The sequence below is a fragment of the Pseudomonas sp. ASL4 genome, assembly GCF_056680395.1.
The window spans coordinates 6,325,161-6,340,244 of the sequence record NZ_CM155280.1; the positions used below are offsets into that span (position 1 = coordinate 6,325,161).

Genomic DNA, 15,084 nt, shown 5'->3' on the forward strand with positions numbered 1-15,084 from the left:
GCTCGCGAAGGCGGAGCGACAGATACATAAATGTCGACTGATACACCGCTTTCGCGAGCAAGCCCGCTCCCACATTTGGATCGGGTGCGTCAACTTTCAGGTGGCAAACAAATAAGCTTCCACGTCCATTCCGGCGTCGCGCATTTGCGCCAGTTTGTAGCGCAACGTGCGCGGGCTGATGCCCAGGCGCTCGGCGGCCTCTTTGCGGCGGCCACGCTCGGAACGCAAGGTGTCGATGATCATCTGGAACTCATGACGGCGCAGGTCGTCGCCCAAGGCGCTAGCCGATTCGGTCTCGACCTCCACGGCACGCACCGGCATCAACGCGGGCAGCGGCGCACAAGCGACCGGCCCTGACAGGCAGAAATCCTGCGGCTGAATCAACCCGCCCTGCTGCAAAATCAGCGCGCGCTGGATGGCGTTATCCAGCTCGCGAACATTGCCCGGCCACGGATAACCGATCAGACACGCCTGAGCCTCGGGCGACAACCTGGCCGCCGCATGCTTCATTTTATTGACGTGTTTGGCCAACAAGCGCTCGGCCAGCGGCAGGATGTCGGCGGTGCGCTCGCGCAACGGACGCCAGGCCAGCGGAAAAACCGACAGCCGATAATAAAGATCCTCACGAAAACGCCCCGCCGCCACTTCACCGGCCAGATCACGGTTAGTGGTCGCCACGACACGAATGTCCAGGCTGATCGGCTTGCGCGCGCCGACCCGTTCGACTTCGCGCTCTTGCAATACACGCAGCAACTTGGCCTGCAGGCCCATGGGCATTTCAGAAATTTCGTCGAGCAGGATGGTCCCGCCGTCAGCTTGTTCGAACTTACCGGCCTGAGCTGCGATGGCGCCAGTGAACGAGCCTTTCTCGTGGCCGAACAGCGTGGCCTCGAGCATGTTGTCGGGGATCGCCGCGCAGTTGATGGCAATGAACGGCTGGCTGGCACGATGGGAATGCTGGTGAATGTAACGCGCCAGCACTTCCTTGCCGGTGCCGGACTCGCCGGAGATCAATACCGTGGAATCACTGCGCGCCACTCGTGCGGCCAGCTCCAGCAGTTGCGCACTGGCCGGCTCGAACGCGATCGGCCCTTCGCCGTCAGTGGCACCGAGACTGCCCAGCGCGTGGCGCGCCACCAGATCGAGCAAAGCCTTGGGCTCGAACGGCTTGACCAGATAATCCGCCGCGCCCTGACGCATGGCATCGACCGCCCGCTCCACTGCGCCGTGCGCCGTCATCAATAGCACCGGCAATTGTGGCTGGCGAGCGCGCAGCAAGCCGAGCAATTGGTGGCCGTCCATGCCCGGCATATTGACGTCGCTGACGACAAGATTGAACGCCTCGCCACCGACCGCCGCCAGCGCTTCTTCCGCGGAACCGACAGCCTTGAAATCGTGCCCCGCGAGCAACAGCGTATCGGCCAGCGCTTCGCGCAGCGCACGGTCATCCTCGACCAGTAAAACCTTGATTGCCATGTCCTTCACTCCGCATCCGATGCGCTGGAAAACAACGGCAGGGTCACCAGCGCACACGTGCCGCGACCGAGCCGCGAGCGCAAGTGCAATTCTCCCTGATGAGCACGGGCCACTGCCTTGACCACGGTCAGACCCAGGCCAGTGCCGGTGGTTTTGGTGGTGAAAAAAGGTTCGCCCAGACGCGCCAGCACCGCCTCATCGATCCCGCTGCCGCTGTCGCTGATGCACAGGCGCAGGTTGTTGCCACGGGTATACAGGTGGACCTTGAGGCGCACAGCACCGTTACTGGCCTGGATCGCGTTCTCGATCAAATTCAGAATCGCACCGACCAAGGTGTCGCGATTGCACAGCAACTCCCCGGCATGGCTGTCGCACTGCCAGCGGATTGGCAGCTCCTGAACATGAGTCAGGGCTGCGGCTTGCAGCGATTGCATCAGCTCCTTTGGCGTCACGCGATTGGTCAGCGGCAACTCGCCACGAGCAAACACCAGCATGTCGCGCACCTGATGCTCCAACTCGTGCAGGCGCTCTTTCAAGCGACCGGCGAATCGTTGCTGGGTGGCGACCGGCAATTCCTGCTCAGTCAAATGACTGGCGTAGAGCAAAGCGGCCGAGAGCGGTGTACGAATCTGATGGGCCAGCGAGGCAACCATTCGTCCCAGGGAAGACAAGCGTTCATGGCGAGCCAGTTGACCTTGCAGGTGACGGGTTTCAGTCAGGTCGTTGAGCAACACCAACTGACCGGGCTCGGCATCCAGCGAGCGAGTGGCGATCGACAGGCGCCGGCCGTCCTTCAGGGAGATTTCATGACCGTCGTCTTCACGGGGCGCAAAGCAACGAGCAATGACGTGACGCCACAGCTCACCTTCGAGCGGCAGGCCGAGCAACTCGCAGGCCGCCGGATTGGCTTCGCGCACCATGCCCTGGGCATCAATGACGATGACGCCACCGGGTAACAGGTCGAGGAGGTTTTGCAGGCGGTTGGCCAGGCGTTCTTTTTCCGCCAGTTCCTGCATGCGTTGAGCGCTGACCACCGCCAACTCGCCCTTGAGCTCGGTGACCCGGGCTTCGAGCATGCTGTAGGAGTCAGTCAATTGGCTCGACATCTGGTTGAACAGGGCGAACGCCTGCTCAAGGCCAAGCCGGCTTGCCTGCTCTACGGACGACGGTTGCCCCGAAGCGTCAGGGACAGGAGACATCTGGGCGGCTTGGGGCATCGTGCTCTCTCGCTTGGCTGACCGTCAGTGAAACGGAACGTTGCAAGAGATGTAGCAATACCCGTGCCTAAAAAAAACCGCCTACAAATGAAGGACTTGAAAAACAGGCGTCAATCATCCGCCTGTTCATCACCCTCACGACGACTCATACCGTACTTGCGCATCTTCTCCACCAGGGTGGTACGACGAATGCGCAGACGTTCGGCGGCACGCGCCACGATGCCATTGGCATCATCCAGCGCCTGCTGAATCAGCCCTTGCTCCAGACCACCGAGGTAGTCCTTCAGGTCCAGGCCTTCCGGTGGCAGCAGCGCATTGGCGCTGAAGTCCGGGGTATGACCGTTGATGGCCACCCGCTCTTCAAGATCGCTGCGCAGGCTGTCGACCAGTTGTTCGTCTTCGTCATCGACATAGCGGAATTTCTTCGGCAACTCGACCACACCGATCACCCCGTACGGATGCATGATCGCCATGCGCTCCACCAGATTGGCCAGCTCACGAACGTTGCCCGGCCAGCCGTGACGGCACAGGGACATGATCGCCGCCGAATTGAATCGGATCGAACCGCGCTTCTCGTGCTCCATGCGCGAGATCAACTCGTTCATCAGCAACGGAATGTCTTCAACGCGCTCGCGCAGTGGCGCCATCTCGATCGGGAACACGTTCAGGCGATAGTACAAGTCTTCGCGGAAGGTGCCGATCTCGATCATGCTTTCGAGATTCTTGTGGGTCGCTGCGATGATCCGCACATCGACGCTCTGGGTCTTGTTGCTGCCCACGCGCTCGAAGGTGCGCTCCTGCAGGACGCGCAGCAGCTTGACCTGCATCGGCAACGGCATGTCGCCGATTTCGTCGAGGAACAGCGTGCCGCCGTTGGCCAGTTCGAAACGCCCGGCGCGACTGGTGATCGCCCCGGTGAACGCGCCCTTCTCATGGCCGAACAGTTCGCTTTCCAGCAACTCGGCCGGGATCGCCCCGCAGTTGACTGGAACGAACGGCGCATCACGACGCTTGGAATGGTAGTGCAGGTTGCGCGCGACCACTTCCTTGCCGGTGCCGGACTCGCCGAGGATCAGCACGCTGGCATCGGTGTCGGCCACTTGCTGCATCATCTGACGGACGTGTTGAATCGCCCGGCTGGTGCCGACAAGGCTGCGAAACAGATTGGGTTCACGATGACGACCGCGCTCGCGGGCCTGGTCATACATCTCGCGATAGACCTGGGCACGGTGCAGGGAGTCGAGCAACTTGCTGTAGCTGGGCGGCATTTCGAGGGTCGAAAGCACCCGGCGACGCTGGTCATCCGGCAGGTCAACGGAAGAATTATCGCCCATTAACAAAACCGGAAGGAACTCATCCCAGGTCGAGAGTGTCTTTAACAAGCCCAGAAGTGCACCAGGAGCACTAACCGTCCCGATCAGCACACAAATGACTTCACGACTTGATGACAACGAGCCGACCGCCTGCTGCCAGTCATGGCTACCGCAGGGTAAATTTTCTTCACCGAGAAAATTTAAAATCACCGCTAAATCGCGGCGACGGACGCTATCGTCATCAATCAGCAGAATTTTGGTTTCACGCCACATGCAATAGCAACTTCCCTAGTCAACTCAATGCCCGAAATGAAGGGGCAAGCTAGACGCTTGCAGGCACGTTATGCCTGTAGACGCCTGAAATCTGGAACCAGCCACTAGTTAAGTCAAAAAACCGTGCACAGTCAAATTTATGGCGCACTATGTTTGGATTAACCGGGGATTAACCAAACAGATGGTAAACCTTTGCGGCACTTCGTGCTTGCTGGATCTGAGACATCTCGTCGACTATCGCCTGCCTCTCCCCCATCGCCACCTCAAGCAGCTGCTTGTAAACATGCAGCAGCTCCTCAAGATTATCGCGCAACGCCACCTCGTCCAGCGAAGCCTCACTCAAGACGTCTTCCATGCAGGAACGGCAATCCAGATCCAATTGACCGATCACCTCCCAGTTGCGCTCGGCCAGGGCACCGACCAGCGCTTCACGGGTTTGTTCGATTCGCTGCAATACAAGACTCATGGTGATCTCCTTAAAACTGCGGACCTGGCGCGGCGATGGCATCCCAGCCTTCTTTTACCGTGCGCAGCAAACCAGCGACTTCATCGAGAATCCGCGGGTCGCTCTTGATGTTCGCCTCGGCGAGGCGCTTCATCATGTACGAGTACAGACGGTCGAGTTCGCCAACGGTTTCGGCGGACTTTTCCAGATCCAGACCTTCACGCAAGCCACCGACGATGCCGATAGCCTTGCTGATCGACGCTCCCTTGCCGGGAATGTCGTTGCGTTCCATGGCGCCTTTGGCCTGGGCGATGCGATCCAGGCCGCCTTCCATCAGCATCTGCACCAGACGGTGCGGGCTGGCTTCGGACGTCTGCGCCTGGGCGCCTACCTTCTGATATTGCCGAAGGGCTAACATTGGATTCATGTTTTACCTCATTGCCACAATGACTCGTATGACCAGTGTATCGCCCGCGAGCCCGAAAACTTTAGATCAGAAGACAAAAACCCGGCGCACGCCGAAAAGCGTAGCCGGGTTTTTGTCGCCGACTCATGACTAGCTGGACTTCTGAGCATTCAACGACGCAAAGAAGCCGGTGATGTTGGCAGCAGTGGCCTTCATCTGGCCGACCAGCAGGTCCATCGCGTTGTACTTGGCGGTCAGGGAGGCGGTCAAGTTGGTGACACGCAGGTCCAGATCCGCTTGCTGATTGGTCAGGTCCTTCTGGTTCACGTTCAGACTGGTAGTACGCTGATCCAGAATACCGCCGGTCTGAGCGTAAGGATCGACAGCACTATTCATGCGTGCGAGCAAACCATTGGTGCTTGTGGTGCCGCTGAACAGCGCCTGCACCTGACCACTCATCCCCTGAGTCGTCATCGCGGTGTTGAATTTGGTGGTGTCGAGACTCAAGGTACCGGCTTTCTGATCCGTCGTGATACCCAACTGTGCCAGTACCGCCAATGGGCTACCGCCAGCATCGGAGGGAACGGTGGTCAGTTGATCGCGCATGGCTTGAATCAGGTTACGCGGCAACGAGTCGCCGGTCATCGCGTTGGAAACAGTGGGATTGCCATCACTGTCCAGGCTTGGCGTCGTATAGGAGCTCAGCGTGCTGATTACCTTGTTGTAGGCATCAATAAAACTCTGAAGACTGGTTTGCAGGCCACTGCTGTTAGTGCCCACCGTGACGACGATTGGAACCGTTGGACTTGCAGCCAGCAGGGTCATGCTAATACCACCGACTGCGCCGCTGATCGTATTGCTTTTGCTGGTCATACTCAGACCATCAACGCTATACGCTGCATCCTGGGCCAAGCCATTGATATAGCCGGCACCGGTCGCCGTACCGTCCATCTGGGTGGCGCCATTGACTTCAAGCCCGGCGATACCGCTCATGGAAATGTCAGAGCCTGCACCTGTGGTGGTCGAACCCACGACTAACCGTGAACCGTTCGCGTCGGTCACGATGTTGGCGGTAATACCCTTGGCTTGCAGCGTGCTGTTAATCGCATCACGGGTCGACTGCAAGGTCGCGCCGGATGCAATGGTGACCGGGTAGGCAATACCATTTTGACTGATGGTCAAGGTACCAGTCGGAATGGCACTGCTGGTGCCGCCGGAAAAGGCAGCAGTAGCTACTTTCGAGCTAGAGGCAAGATGATCAATCTTGACATTGTAACTGCCGTTAACCGCAGTGTTGTCTGAAGTCACAGTCAGGGATGTCGGCGTGCCCGAGGTCGCTGCAAAGCCCGAAAAAGCCGGTGTGGTCGTGCTGCCAAGCGTGGTCAGGGCCGCCTGGAAAGCCACCAAAGCCGACTTCACTGCACCCGTCGCAGAGATCTTGGCGGTTGTGACAGTCGTCTGATCGGTGATCTGGCTCTGCTTGGCCGACTTATCGGAGTTGACCAGCGCCGTGACGATAGAACCGATGTCGAGGCCGGAACCCAGACCCGTACCCGGTAAAATTGGACTTGCCATGTGCATCTCCCTTTCTGTGTGTCGCCGGTCTTTTGACCACTATCAGCGATCAATGATCGTACAAACACGTTTCATGCCAGTCTCAGGCTTTGGCATCGAACAAAACGTTGCTGGCGTTGTGAAGGCTTTCAGCCAACTTCAAGGCTTCTGCCGACGGAATCTGTCTAACTACTTCACCAGACTCGCTGGCGATGACTTTGACGACGACCTGGCCAGACGTTTCATCAATGGAAAACTCCAGATTACGCTTGACCGACTGAACGAACTTTTCGATCTCCTGAACGGCCATCTTCAACTTATCCGAGTTATCCGAATCTGAAGCATCACTTGTCTTAGAGGCCGCCTTGGCATCTTGCACGCCAGGCACGTCGGTCGACGCATCGGTAGCATTGACCGCCGGTTTTGCGGCAGGGTAAGACAAATTCAGCTTAACGCTCATGTCCATGACCATCACCTCTTAGAAAGTAAAAAGCGAGAGAGCACGCAAGCGCACTCCCCCGCCAAAACCCGAGCCGATATTACTGAAGCAGTTTCAGTACAGCGGATGGCAGCTGGTTAGCCTGGGCCAGAACAGCGGTGGAAGCTTGTTGCAGAGTTTGCTGTTTGGTCAGGTTAGCGGTTTCTGCGGCGAAGTCGGTATCTTGTACGCGACCTTGAGCAGCAGTAACGTTTTCAGTGATGTTTTGCAGGTTGGAGATGGTGCTGGTCAGACGGTTTTGCGAAGCACCCAGGTTTGCACGGGTTGCACCGATTGCAGCGATTGCAGCGTCGATCGCGGTAATCGCGTTATCGATGTTCGATGCGGCAGCAGCGCTGGTAGCACCGGTCAGAACAACAGTACCGCTACCTACCGACAGGCTGACGGCGTCGAACTTGGAGCTCAGGGTCAGGTCGATGTGGTTGGCAGTACCAGTGTTGGCGCCAACTTGCAGGGTCATGGTGCCAGCCGAACCGTCCAGCAGGTTTTTGCCGTTCAGGTTGGTCGAAGCCGAGATACGAGTCAGTTCGTCAGACATCTGAGCGAATTCAGCGTTGGTTGCGGTCTGGTCAGCAGTGCCGTTGGTGCCGTTACGTGCTTGAACAGCCAGTTCACGCATACGTTGCAGAATGTTGGTCGATTCTTGCAGTGCGCCTTCAGCGGTCTGAGCCATCGAGATACCGTCGTTGGCGTTTTTAACCGCAACGTTCTGACCACGGATCTGGCTGCTCATACGAGTAGCGATCTGCAGGCCGGCAGCGTCGTCTTTAGCGCTGTTGATTTTCAGGCCGGAAGACAGACGGCTCATCGAGGTGGAGAGCGCATCAGCAGCATTGTTCAGGTTTTTCTGAACAGCCAGAGACGTTACGTTGGTGTTTACTGTTAAAGCCATGACGAATTCCTCGTTGGTTGGGTACTGCGGCTTCCGGCCCTGGCAACCGCCGGGTATGGCCTAGAGAACCTTCGTAATAGTTATCGTCGGGTTAGCAGGTTGCTTGAGGGCTTTTTTAAAAAAAATTGCCATCACCCTGCCATCCCCCAGAAAACAAGGGCTTAGCGCCCCGCCCTAACCGAAAAATGACGCCATAAAACCGACCGACATTCAAACACCCCAACCAGAGCGGTTATTCGCCCTCGGTCTGAACGTTTTCCAGCAAATCAATCAACTCGTATTCCATAAAGTCGGCAAGCCCCAGCCAATCCTGACGCTCCTGACAGGCCAGCATGTGCGTGAGCACCTGTGTCCATTTGAGCTGCACGTCTTGAGGCGCCGTCAATAACAGCCGCTGCGCTTCATCGAACACATCCACCATGGTCAACGCGGCTTCTACGTCCCGGCCCAGACGGAACAACCCGGCACACTGCCGGCATTCGTTGAGGCATTGCAAAAGCGCACTCACTGCACAAACTCCTGATTGAACTGCGCACCAACGATCATCGCGCCCGCCCGACTGCTGTTAAAGAAACGCACCTCGGGATGCCCGGCGATATAACGCTCCAGCTCACACAAGTAGCTGCGAAAATTCAGCTGCGTCCGGACCCACTCGCCATGCCCGTCACGCACCCAGTGCCGCGCCAGATTTACACCAGGCCCCAGATCACCATCACCCCAGCCGGCATGGGTCTTGTTCATCGGGAAGGCAAAATCGGCGCCGAACAAGGTAATGCGCTCAGCCCCCATCTTCACGGCCAGGTCCACCGCGGGATGAATCACGCTGCCGCCCACGTACAGCTCCGCCCTGGCGTGCTGACGACGTAACGAGGCGTAGATCGGGCTTGCCGAGTAACCGCCGTAGCGCTTGCCCTTCCAGGCCTTCAGCACCTGTGGATCGCTCATGGGCAGGTATACCAGCGGGATACCGTCGGATTCCTCGAAGGGCAAATGCCGGAAGCTGATGCGCTGATCGATGCTCACCACCAGATCAGGCTTGATCCCGTGCTCACGCAGCGGTCGATAAGCGGTGTCGACACAAATGAACAGAGGCCGCTGCGCCTGCTTGCGCACCGCCGCCAACTGTTCGAAATGGCTTTCGAGGCTCGGCCCGGTGCCAATGACATAAATCTCCCGGCCCGCACAGCTACCGAATAACGTCGCGACATCGTCATCGGCGAGCAGGACCTCAAGACTGTCCTGTAAACGCTGCAGAATGGCCGGTGACTGTGGGTCGAAATCACGGTTGTTGAAATTCAAATGGACTTCGCTGACCAATCGATCACGAATCTTCGCGTTGAAGTCGTCCGCCAGCACCATTTCGGAGGGCAGCGCAAAAAATGGCGTGTAGATATCCGCTTGATCCCCGGCATACAGCAACTCTACTCGCGGGTCGTCGAGCCATTGCCGCTGATCAAGCAGTTGCAGCACCAATGCAAACAGCGCGCCGTTGAGGATATGCACGTACAGCCGCTCAAGCTCGGCACGCTCCAGCAAGACCGTTGGCAAATCCCCAAGGCCGGTGCCGTAGACATGCAACTGCGCCTTGCCCGTCGGCAAACTGGCGGCCTGCACCCGGGCTTCGTGGACGCGATCATGCCGACTGGTGAGCTGAATGCCACCAATGCTCAGCGTCGAGCCCAAGCCCTCGGACAACTCGGCCTGGACCGACGTGCTGTCTTCCAGCATCAACCGCGTATGCAACGCCGGCCAGCGACGTTCAATCACCTGAGCATTGTCATCAAAGCATTCGCTCATGCTGCCTCGCTTTCATACAGGCAAAAAAATAGCGTTCAAGGTAAACCCTTGAACGCTTTTTTTGTATGGGCTTCTTCTGATCAAAGAGCCTGGTTCAAGGACGATAGATAATCGCCGAGCCCCACGACAGCCCCACACCAAAACCGCTCAACGCGACACGCTTCCAGCTGGAATCCAGCACGTGTTTTTCCAACAGCAGCGGAATACTCGACGACACGGTATTACCGGTTTCGACCATGTCCTTGATGAACTTCTCCGGCTCGCCTTCGAACCGACGGGCCACCGCATCGACAATCGCCGCACTGCCCTGGTGGATGCAGAAGGCATCGATATCGTCGGCCTTCAGGCCAGACTCATCGAGCAACTCATGCAAATGCGCCGGGACTTTGAGCAGCGCAAAGTTGAAGACCTGACGACCGTTCATATAGAACACGCCATCGGTGACCTTCAAGTGTGGCGCGCCGGAACCGTCGGTGCCGAACTTGGCCTTGCCCAGTTGCCATGGCGCGTCTTCGCCCATCCAGGTCGCGGTGGCGGCGTCGCCGAACAGCATGGTGGTGTTGCGGTCTTCCGGATCGACGATCTTGGAGTACGGGTCGGCAGTCACCAACAAGCCGTTCTTCAGGCCTGTGGCTTCCATGAAGCCCTTGATCGCGTAGATGCCGTAGACGTAGCCCGAGCAGCCCAGGGAGATATCGAACGCTGCCACGGTGGTCGGCAGGCCCAGTTTGTCCTGAACGATCGCAGCGGTGTGCGGCAGGCCTTCTTCGTCACCGTTCTGGGTGACGACGATCAGCACATCGATAGATTCACGTTTCAAAGCCGGGTTGTTGGCGAACAGCGCGTTGACTGCTTCGACACACAGGTCCGAAGTTTCTTGCCCGGCGTCTTTGCGCGGCAGGAAGGCCGAACCGATCTTGCCCAGGATGAATTCTTCATCCTTTTCGAATTTTGCACCTTGTGCGTAATTGTCCACGCCGGCTACAGGAACGTAGCTCGCAATGCTTTTTATGCCAATCATTACGGCTTCCCAATAATAAACAGCCCAATACCACCGCTCGCAAGGATTCGAGGGGCGCCGACAAACAGAGATTTTCAGCCGCCCGCAACGGGCGACAGCGGGAAGCGTAAAGGGCTATCACTGGACCCGATAAAGGGTCAGGCGCCATCTTCCCGGTCAATACAATACAGTGAAGATGCGCGTTATGACTCACAGGTCACGCTATTTTGCCGAATCAGCCCTACAAGGGTTATTCGACCAACGACCAGTCCAGCGCTGTTCCGCGCTTGATGGCCTGGCGAGCGCGGCGGCCCAGCAGGGTTTCAGCGTGCTTGGGGGCCAAGCCCAGACCCGGGCGGATGGCCCGCAGATTGGCAGCGGTGAAGGGTTCACCGGCGGCCATGTCCTGGGTGACGTAAAGCGATCGCCGGTACACCAGCGACTTGCGCTCGGCCTCGGTAACGCCGTAATGCACCTGCCCCATCGCCTGCCAGGCGCGCTCGGTTTCGATCACCAGGCTGGCCAGTTCTGCCGGTTCCAGGGAGAAACTGGCGTCGACGCCACCAGCGGCACGGTCGAGGGTGAAATGTTTTTCCACTACCGTTGCGCCGAGTGCCACTGCAGCGACAGAAACGCCAACGCCCATGGAGTGATCAGACAGCCCGACTTCACAGCCAAACAATTCGCGCAAATGCGGGATGGTCCGCACATTGCTGTTGGTCGGCGTCGCCGGGTAAGTGCTGGTGCACTTGAGCAGCACCAGATCCTTGCAACCAGCCTCGCGGGCGGCGCGCACGGTTTCGTCGAGTTCGGCGATGCTGGCCATGCCAGTGGAGATGATCAGCGGCTTGCCGGTGGCGGCGACCCGGCGAATCAGCGGCAGGTCGGTGTTTTCAAAACTGGCGATCTTGTAGGCCGGTACGTCGAGGCTTTCGAGAAAGTCCACGGCGGTGTCGTCGAACGGCGTGGAGAACGCCAACATGCCCAACTCTTTGGCCCGAGCGAAAATCGGCGCATGCCATTCCCACGGTGTGTGGGCCTTCTCGTACAACGCGTACAACGAAGATCCGGCCCAGAGACTGTTGGGGTCCTTGATGAAAAACGCGCCTTCATCGAGGTCCAGGGTCATGGTCTCGGCGGTATAGGTTTGCAGCTTCAAGGCGTGAGCGCCGGCCTTGGCCGCGGCTTCGACGATTTGCAGGGCCACTTCCAGCGACTGGTTATGGTTGCCGCTCATTTCTGCAATGATGAACGGTGGCGCATCGGCACCGATCAAACGCTCGCCTATCTTGAAGCTAGTCATTGCTATGATCCTTTAAAACGCGGGTGAACGCGCAAGCACTCTGGGTGAAACCGGCGTCGCGAAAAAGACTCAGCGACGGCTGGTTGGCCGGCAGTACCTGAGCGGTGATGCTTTGCAGTTGCGGCCAGTGGGCGCTCACAAAGGCTTCGCCACGAGCCAGCAGCGCCCTGCCCCAGCCCAGGCCGAAACGGCCTTCGAACAGATAAATCGAGACCTCGGCGCTCAACCCGTGAAGGTCATAACGCAGCGCACCGACCGGACCATCGCCCGCGTCGGCAATCAGCAGCAACCGCAGCGGATTGCCCAGGCTGGCGGCCAGCCAGGCCTGATGCGCGGGCCAATCAATCAGGCAACTATCCAGTGACCAACGCCGCACCGCCTCGGCATTGCGCCCATCAAACAACAATCGCGCATCGTCCAGCGTCGCCTCGCGCAACGGCAACACCGCACCGACCAACGCGGCTGCCACGCGCTGCGCGCCACGACCATCGACCAATTGCCGGGAACGCTCGGCCAAGCTTTGACGCAAACCCTGATTGGCCGCGACAAAACCGATGGCCTGGCGCAACTGCTCGACGCTGACCTGCTCACGCGCCCCGAGGAACACATGAGCGCCCGAAGTCGCCATGATCTCGCCGTTGGCCTGCTGATTATTCGACACCGCAATGCAGATCGTCGGCAGGCCCATGGCGGCCCGCTCCCAACTCGTACCGCCACCGGCGCCGATAAACAGGTCGGCCTCGGTCATCAATCGGTAAAAGTCGCTGACAAAACTGTGCAAACGCCAATTCGGACGATTGACCGCCAGCGCCTGCATCTTGTCCCAGGCAGGGTTGTCGGCGCCGGCGACGAAGTCGACTTCCAGCGCATCAAAATCCGCCAGCGCCAACATCGCGTGATGGGTTTGCATCGCCGCATCAAAGCCGCCGAAATTCACCAGCACACGTTTGGCCTGAGGCTTGATTTCAATCGCTGGGCAGCAGAATTCATCGCGCAACATGGCGAAGCGTGGTCCGAGCAAGGTCTGGCAATCCGGTGTAAGCAACGAAGCGTAAGCCGCTGACGTGCCCGACAGATTCTGATTGAGTAGCAAGTCGACGCTGTAAGTGCGCGTCGCCAGATCATCCACCGCCGCGATCCGTGGCGCCCAGCGGCGAGCCGCCGTCTGCCAGTGATGATCGAGGCCGTAGTGGTCGACGATGATCCAGTCGAAGGCCGGATGCTGTTCCAGCGCCTGGCCTAACGCAGCAATATCTGCCTGCCATGGCAGCATGGCTTCGATGGCCTGTTGCGGGTCTTCATCGGGGTAACGCTCCGGCAGCGCGAAGGTTTCAAAACCCTCGGCGACGAGACTGTCGAGCCGATGGCCCGGCAAACGGCGACAGGCAAACGCCACGTGCACGCCCTGCAGGCGCAACACCCTGGCCAGGGTCAGGCAGCGAGCGATGTGACCACTGCCGATGATCGGCGAGGCGTCAGCACGGATCAGCACTCTCATTGCAACTCACCACCAGCCTTCAACGCGGCGTAAAGATATTCGGCGCGTTTCCAGTCTTCGAGCGTATCGATGTCCTGCACCAGGTAACGTGGCAGGATCACCGGCAGGCTTTGGCTTGAATACAACACCTCGCCACGCAACCAGGCACTGCTACGGCCCCAGTAAAACTGCCCGGCGTCCTGATAAGCCGGCGGCAGATCCTGGGAACGCGTCTGACGAAACTCTGGATACAAAGCGGTCAATGCACCCTGATCATCAAGGATCAACGCACGCTGCACCGGGAAACCGAAATCACACACCGAGAATGCAAACGACCTGTCCGGATGCTGCTGCAACAGGCTCAAACCCTCTTGCAAAAATCGCGCTTGCAGCAGCGGCGCCGTGGCATAGATACAACAGGCGAAATCAAAGTCGCGGCCCTGTCGTTGCAGTTCTTCCAGGGCATGTGCAATCACCGCCGCCGTGCCGGTGAAATCATCCGCCAACGCTGCTGGGCGCATGAATGGCACTTGCGCACCGCAAGCCCGAGCCAACTCGGCGATTTCCTCGTCATCGGTGCTGACCACCACCTGAGCGAACAGTCCCGAATCAAGGGCGGTTTTAATTGAACGGGCAATCATCGGCACGCCGTCGAACGGCTTGAGGTTCTTGCGCGGTATACGTTTGCTGCCACCGCGGGCCGGGATGATTGCGACGTTGTTCAAGGGCGTTTTTCCAACAGGAACCAGGTGATGTCGTCCACCGGGAATTGCGGGTCACGGTGGTAACCGAAACCGTAATCCAGCAGTTGCAGGTCAGCATAACGATCGAGCATTTCACCGGCAAAATCACGCTTGAACAACTTGCTGCTGTTGCCGCGATACGACACCTCGACCGGCGCCGGGTTGTAGTACTCGGCGATCAGGATGTAACGCTGGCTCAACGCATACAACTGTTCATACGCGGCCGCCAGCAACTCCGGCGCCAGATGAATCAGCACGCCTTTGCTCAGGGTCAGGTCGAAGGTGCGCTCGCGGGGAAAATCGAACAGCGAGCCGTGCCAGATCTGGGCAATCTCCAGTCCCTGGGCCTGGGCGCAAGCGCTTTCGTTGATCTCCACGCCGAACAGTTCACATTGCGGCAACAGCTGACGCAGCGCCTGCAAATTGTTGCCGGCATTGGTGCCCAGCTCCACCAGGCTTTCGATTCGCCCGGCGCGGGTCAAGGCCTTGGCAAACAACGCCAGGTTGGCCGCTACCAGCGGTTGCCCGACGTTGCGGTCGACGTACTGGTTACCGAAGTCGCCCTGCCAGAATTTTTCCTGTTCACTCAGTTCACGCATTGCACTCTCTCATTTAAAGCACTGAACCTGTGGGAGCGGGCTCTGTGGCGAGGGGGCTTGCCCCCGTTGGGTCGCGTAGCGGCCCCAAAG

At 58.7% G+C, this 15,084-nt stretch carries 15 protein-coding genes; all 15 read right to left on the reverse strand.

Annotation, left to right across the window (positions count from 1 at the left end):
• Positions 1-96: 96 nt before the first annotated feature.
• Complete coding sequence (locus tag AC1MEW_RS28985; protein ID WP_201255259.1) at positions 97-1,476, reverse strand: sigma-54-dependent transcriptional regulator; 1,380 nt, start codon at positions 1,474-1,476, stop codon at positions 97-99.
• Positions 1,477-1,481: 5 nt separating this feature from the next.
• On the reverse strand, positions 1,482-2,675 hold the full coding sequence (locus tag AC1MEW_RS28990; protein ID WP_201201767.1) for a sensor histidine kinase: 1,194 nt from the start codon (positions 2,673-2,675) through the stop codon (positions 1,482-1,484).
• A 128-nt stretch (positions 2,676-2,803) separates the two neighbouring features.
• Positions 2,804-4,279: a sigma-54 dependent transcriptional regulator gene (locus AC1MEW_RS28995; RefSeq protein ID WP_322267764.1), complete on the reverse strand. Its 1,476-nt coding sequence runs from the start codon at positions 4,277-4,279 to the stop codon at positions 2,804-2,806.
• Between the two features lie 169 nt (positions 4,280-4,448).
• A complete protein-coding gene (gene fliT, locus AC1MEW_RS29000; RefSeq protein ID WP_201201764.1) occupies positions 4,449-4,745 on the reverse strand; it encodes a flagellar protein FliT in 297 nt (98 codons plus the stop codon).
• A gap of 10 nt (positions 4,746-4,755) precedes the next feature.
• The gene (fliS, locus tag AC1MEW_RS29005) at positions 4,756-5,151 is read right to left on the reverse strand and encodes a flagellar export chaperone FliS (RefSeq protein WP_480424485.1); all 396 of its coding nucleotides are present in this window, start codon (positions 5,149-5,151) and stop codon (positions 4,756-4,758) included.
• 129 nt (positions 5,152-5,280) lie between these two features.
• Entirely contained in the window at positions 5,281-6,705 is a 1,425-nt protein-coding gene (gene fliD / locus AC1MEW_RS29010; protein ID WP_322267762.1) for a flagellar filament capping protein FliD, read from the reverse strand.
• Positions 6,706-6,787: 82 nt separating this feature from the next.
• Positions 6,788-7,150 carry a flagellar protein FlaG gene (locus tag AC1MEW_RS29015; protein WP_322267760.1) on the reverse strand — a complete coding sequence of 121 codons (363 nt, stop codon included), beginning with the start codon at positions 7,148-7,150 and terminating at the stop codon, positions 6,788-6,790.
• 73 nt (positions 7,151-7,223) lie between these two features.
• On the reverse strand, positions 7,224-8,075 hold the full coding sequence (locus AC1MEW_RS29020) for a flagellin domain-containing protein (protein WP_322267758.1): 852 nt from the start codon (positions 8,073-8,075) through the stop codon (positions 7,224-7,226).
• A 232-nt stretch (positions 8,076-8,307) separates the two neighbouring features.
• Positions 8,308-8,583 carry a hypothetical protein gene (locus tag AC1MEW_RS29025; protein WP_480424487.1) on the reverse strand — a complete coding sequence of 92 codons (276 nt, stop codon included), beginning with the start codon at positions 8,581-8,583 and terminating at the stop codon, positions 8,308-8,310.
• Positions 8,580-9,872, reverse strand: a complete 1,293-nt coding sequence (locus AC1MEW_RS29030) for a motility associated factor glycosyltransferase family protein (RefSeq protein WP_480424489.1) — start codon at positions 9,870-9,872, stop codon at positions 8,580-8,582. The genes AC1MEW_RS29025 and AC1MEW_RS29030 overlap by 4 nt, the downstream gene beginning before the upstream one ends.
• Positions 9,873-9,966: 94 nt before the next feature.
• Positions 9,967-10,893 carry a ketoacyl-ACP synthase III gene (locus AC1MEW_RS29035; protein ID WP_201201753.1) on the reverse strand — a complete coding sequence of 309 codons (927 nt, stop codon included), beginning with the start codon at positions 10,891-10,893 and terminating at the stop codon, positions 9,967-9,969.
• A gap of 229 nt (positions 10,894-11,122) precedes the next feature.
• Complete coding sequence (pseI, locus tag AC1MEW_RS29040; protein WP_201201751.1) at positions 11,123-12,175, reverse strand: pseudaminic acid synthase; 1,053 nt, start codon at positions 12,173-12,175, stop codon at positions 11,123-11,125.
• Positions 12,168-13,673, reverse strand: a complete 1,506-nt coding sequence (gene pseG / locus AC1MEW_RS29045; RefSeq protein ID WP_480424493.1) for a UDP-2,4-diacetamido-2,4,6-trideoxy-beta-L-altropyranose hydrolase — start codon at positions 13,671-13,673, stop codon at positions 12,168-12,170. The genes pseI and pseG overlap by 8 nt, the downstream gene beginning before the upstream one ends.
• Positions 13,670-14,377 (reverse strand): pseudaminic acid cytidylyltransferase, encoded by a 708-nt coding sequence (pseF, locus tag AC1MEW_RS29050; protein ID WP_201201746.1) that lies wholly within the window; start codon positions 14,375-14,377, stop codon positions 13,670-13,672. The genes pseG and pseF overlap by 4 nt, the downstream gene beginning before the upstream one ends.
• Entirely contained in the window at positions 14,374-14,994 is a 621-nt protein-coding gene (locus tag AC1MEW_RS29055) for a pseudaminic acid biosynthesis-associated methylase (RefSeq protein WP_480424495.1), read from the reverse strand. Before AC1MEW_RS29055 ends, pseF begins: the two co-directional genes overlap by 4 nt.
• Between the last annotated feature and the right edge of the window lie 90 nt (positions 14,995-15,084).